Here is a 4,197-nt window from a genome sequence, read left to right on the forward strand (position 1 = left end):
GAGACGCTTCGCGGCCGTCGATATACGCAGCAACTCCATGCACGCAACCATACATGCGCAACACCAGGGATGATTAAGGAAGTTGGTGAGCCTGCCCTCACTCATCCTGCGGCGCGCCTCGACCTAAGCCGCAACCGGCAACCCCGACCCCCGCAGGCCGACCGAAGGTGGTTCCTCCAGATTCCGCGGACCTGCGCCCGCCGCAGCGGAGGTACCCCGGCCCGCAGTGAACGGCCACCTGGCAGCGAGACCGTGCCGGAGGGTGTGGACCGAGGGCCGCAGCAGCGGTCCGGGGATCAGCCAGCGTCCTCGCTCTCTCCGGTGATCTGGTCTTTGGGGAACCGACGGAATGCGCTGGCAGGTACTACACCCGCGCTTTCGAAGCTCGTTTCCCGGGACCAGGTAGATGGTTTCCCATCACGAAGGTGAGCCGCTGGTCCAGCTTCGCCCCAGGTGTCTCGATCTCGGGCTGCCGAGAGGCAGTTCGGGGTATGCGATATCTCGTCCGCCGACGGGGGCGGGCAGGGCGCCGACACGTTGGTCTGGCCGAGCTCGGGACCGTCCTCCAGCGCTGTTGGTCGGTGCTGCTGTCGCCCTCGCCATCCGACGACTCTCGCTGGGGCTTGGTCTCGCCCTGAGCGGAAGCGTCCTTCTCCTGCTTGTCCAGGAGCACAGCGTCTGCTTTACGCTGGTCCTCCTTCGTTGGTTCGGGACTGTACGCGGGCGCGGCTGCACAGCATGGGTGCCCAGGCTGTTGCGGCGGCCGCGAGGTCGTCTCCGCACGTCCTGCCGGGGCGGGGCCGGGCCGCGGTGGCGAGGACGACCCGGTCGGGGCGGAGGAGGACGGCACCCGCGGTGCCCATCCAGTGGACCAGTTCGCTGGTGCCCGGATCGGCACCAAGGTCGGGGCTGCCTGTGCCGGGCTCCGGTCCCCTGGTGTCTTGCAGTTGGATGACGCGGGCGTCCAGCGCTCGTACCAGCGCGTGCAGGGCCGGGCTGAGCGGCGCGGTCGCCAGGAGCGCGAAGTCGTCGCCGAGCAGATCGTCCAGCGGACGGGGGGTGCCGTCGGTGTCTGGGATCAGGGGCTGGGGGCACAGGGTCCCGGGGCGCGGGTGGCGGAGGCGCCGGCGGGAGCTGATCAGGGGCCCCGGCCTCAGCGGTGGGCTGACAGCGGACAGTACGCGATCGGAGGCGCCCGGCAGGCGGGCGAGGGCGGGCAGGAAGGCATTGCGGGCCAGTGCGGTGCCCGTTCCGCCCCCGGTCATGAGAGCGCCGACGCCCACGGCGGTGCGGATCAGCTGCCGTGCGTGGCGGTGGCGTTCGGCTTGGTAGCTGTTCAGCAGGGTCTCGTTCGCGCGGCCGGTGAGGACGCGGGCGAGCTTCCAGGCGAGGTTGTGGGCGTCGCGCATACCCGCGCCCATCCCTTGCCCGATGAAGGGTGGCGTGAGGTGGGCGGCGTCGCCGAGCAGGAAGATGCGGCCCTTGCGCCAGAGGTCGGCGACTTGAGCGCGGAAGGTGTACGAGGCGGTGCGCAGGACGTGCAGTTCGTCTTCGGCGATGCCCGGCGTCCAGGGGGCGATCAGCGCGAGCAGACGCTTGCGGTCGGTGAGCTCCTCCGGCTGCTCGCCGGCGCGCAGGCGGAATTCCCAGCGGTAGCGGTCCTCGCCGACGCGCATGTAGGTGGCCGCGCGCTGCGGGTCGCATACCTGGTGGACGCCGTCCCAGGCGGGCAGCGGCCGGCGGCAGCGGACGTCGACGACGAGCCACTGCTGGGCGGTGGCGAGGTCCTGCATCCGGGAGCCGATGGAGGCGCGGACCAGGCTGTTGGCGCCGTCGCACCCCAGGACCGCGTCGGCCAGGAGCGTGTGGGAGCCACCGGTGTCCTCGTCCCGGAAGGAGACCTCCACCGGAGCGCCGTTGTGCGGGGGCGGGGTCACGGCGGTGACCTCGATGCCTCCGCGCAGCGTCACCAGGGGGTGGTTTGTGAGGTTGTCCCGGAGCAACTGCTCGAGTTCGGGCTGGTCGAACATGTTGGCCTGGGGAAAGCCGTTCCGACCGCGGGGGTTGTCGCGCAGGAACTCGGCCAGTACCCGGTGTGAGCCGTCCAGCAGCCGCATACCGCGGGCGGGGCGGCTGATCTCGCTGAACGTCTCATGGATGCCCATGGCCTGGAGGATGCGGTGCACCTCGTCGTCCAGGTGGACGGCGCGCGGCAGTGGGTACGGGGCTCGGTGGCGCTCCAGGACCAGGGCGGGCACGCCATGGCGGGCGAGGAGGGTGGCGACGGTCAGCCCGGTGGGCCCGGCACCGATCACCACGACGGGCACGTGCTCGGGGGCGTTGGCGGTCATTTGCTCAGCGCTTTCATCAGGCCCAGCAGGCGGGCGCGGTCGATTTCGTTGTCCTCGCGCAGCGCGGAGATCGCCTGCAGGAGCGCTCCCGGCGAAGGGGTGGTGCCGAGGAAGTCGCGGGTGGCGGGCGGGCCCCACTGGGCCAGGCCGGAGGCGGACATGGCGGCCCAGCCGGGTTCCAGCGTGTGGTCGAAGACGTCGCCGTCGGCGAAGTGCTCCATCATGAAGCGGTCGGGGTCACGCCAGTAGTCGAAGATCTGGCTGCCCTGGATGTGCCGGCCGATGCCCCAGGAGCGGCGGTATCCGCGCTCGCGCAGGTACTCGCCGCCGGCGGCCAGCATGTCGAGGTCGGCGACCTGGTAGGCGGAGTGGACATAGCCGGTGTCGGGGCCCAGGTGCATGGCCAGTGTGTGGTGGTCGGCGGGCTCGCTGCCGCGGTCGCAGCGGATGAAGGCCATGGTGGGGCCGCGGTCGCGCTGCCCGTCCAGGTAGAGGAAGTCGCTGACGATGAGGCCGAGGTGCTGCAGGTACCAGTCCAGGGCTCGCTGGAAGACCCGGGTGGAGAGCACGATGTGGCCCAGACGCTGCACCTGGGAGGGTGTGCGGGGCGGGCGCTGGGTGGCGTTGATGCGGGCGGCCGCGGTGGTGGTGCCGGTGTTGAGGACCAGCGGCTGCTGCAGCGGCTGTGCGGGCTGCTCGGTGACGCCGTGGACGACGCGGACCGGGATGCCGGAGGGGTCGAGCAGGTCCACCGCGCTGCCACCGCCGTACTCGGTGAGGGGGCGGACCTTGTGGCCGGTGGCGCTCGCCAGCCGGTCGAGGTCGGCGGCGTCGGCGGCCTGGAAGGCGGGGCCGATGAACCGGGAGGAGGGGCCGCGGCGGATGATCAGGCAGTGGGTGCCGGCCATGGCGCCGCGCAGATAGAGGGCGTCGTCGGTGCGGGCGGCGGTGGTCAGGCCGAAGTCGTGGGCGAAGGTCTCGGCGCGGTCCAGGTCGGGCTTGGTGAACTCGAGCCAGGCGAGGTCGACCACCTTGATGACGGGCTGGGCCGCGCGGCCGGGGTGCTCCCCGCGCAGGGCGCCCTGTTCGCTGTGCAGGCCTTGGTGGGCGTCGGCCGTGGGGACGGGTGTGGGTGTCGGGTCGTTCATGGTGGATCCCTTCGGGTGGCTCTCCCGCGACGGCGGTGTGCGGCACGGTCGCGGGATACAACTAAGGGGTGGAAGGTGCGGGGTGTGGCCCCGCCGACCGTGTCAGCGGTCGGCGGAGCGGGTGGCACCAGCGGTGGCGGATTCCGCTACCGGGCCAGCAGGGTGTCCAGCGCGCTGGTCAGGTCGGCGACCGCGTCGGTGGGCGCACCGTGGGTGCGCCAGCCGATGAAGCGGTCCGGGCGTACCAGGACGGCGCCTTGCGGGGTGTGCCCGCGTGCGGCGGTCCAGGTGGAGCGCAGGTCGCGGTAGTCGCCGTCGAGGTGGCCGACACGGATGGCGTCGAGCGGCAGCCCGGTGGTGGTGGCGATCTTCTCGGCCGCTTCGCACCAGGCCTGGCCGTCCTCTCCGGCGATCAGCAGGAAGCGGCCGGGGCGGACCAGGCGGGCCAGGGCCACGCGATGGCCGTCGGGGTCCTCCAGCCAGGCGTGGGGCAGCGGGTGCCCGGGGCGGGCGGCGGGCTTGTAGATGCGGACGGGGTCGGGGTTCTCGGGTGCGGGAGTGCCGTCGGGGATGACGGCGGCGGAGTCGTAGGTGTAGCCGAATTCGATGCCCAGTTCGTTGAACTCCATGGACTGGGCGGCCACGGTGGCCAGGAAGGTGCGGCGGAAGCCGGTGTCGGCGGGGTCCTCGCTCCACAG

At 71.8% G+C, this 4,197-nt stretch carries 2 protein-coding genes and 1 pseudogene; all 3 read right to left on the reverse strand.

Going from position 1 to position 4,197, the window contains the following annotated elements:
* Positions 1 to 683: 683 nt before the first annotated feature.
* Entirely contained in the window at positions 684 to 2,351 is a 1,668-nt protein-coding gene (locus ACIBJF_RS52385) for a bifunctional 3-(3-hydroxy-phenyl)propionate/3-hydroxycinnamic acid hydroxylase (protein WP_399184957.1), read from the reverse strand.
* Complete coding sequence (locus tag ACIBJF_RS52390; protein ID WP_399184958.1) at positions 2,348 to 3,499, reverse strand: VOC family protein; 1,152 nt, start codon at positions 3,497 to 3,499, stop codon at positions 2,348 to 2,350. Before ACIBJF_RS52390 ends, ACIBJF_RS52385 begins: the two co-directional genes overlap by 4 nt.
* Positions 3,500 to 3,645: 146 nt before the next feature.
* Positions 3,646 to 4,197: pseudogene (locus ACIBJF_RS52395) on the reverse strand (FAD-binding monooxygenase); the annotation flags it as partial.

It is taken from the genome of Streptomyces sp. NPDC050743 (genome assembly GCF_044456925.1).
Taxonomy (GTDB): domain Bacteria; phylum Actinomycetota; class Actinomycetes; order Streptomycetales; family Streptomycetaceae; genus Streptomyces.

Excerpts from the sequence above, each read along its gene's own strand:
- ACIBJF_RS52385 (WP_399184957.1), bottom strand. The coding sequence starts at position 2,351 with ATGACCGCCAACGCCCCCGAGCACGTGCCCGTCGTGGTGATCGGTGCC.
- ACIBJF_RS52390 (WP_399184958.1), bottom strand. The coding sequence starts at position 3,499 with ATGAACGACCCGACACCCACACCCGTCCCCACGGCCGACGCCCACCAA.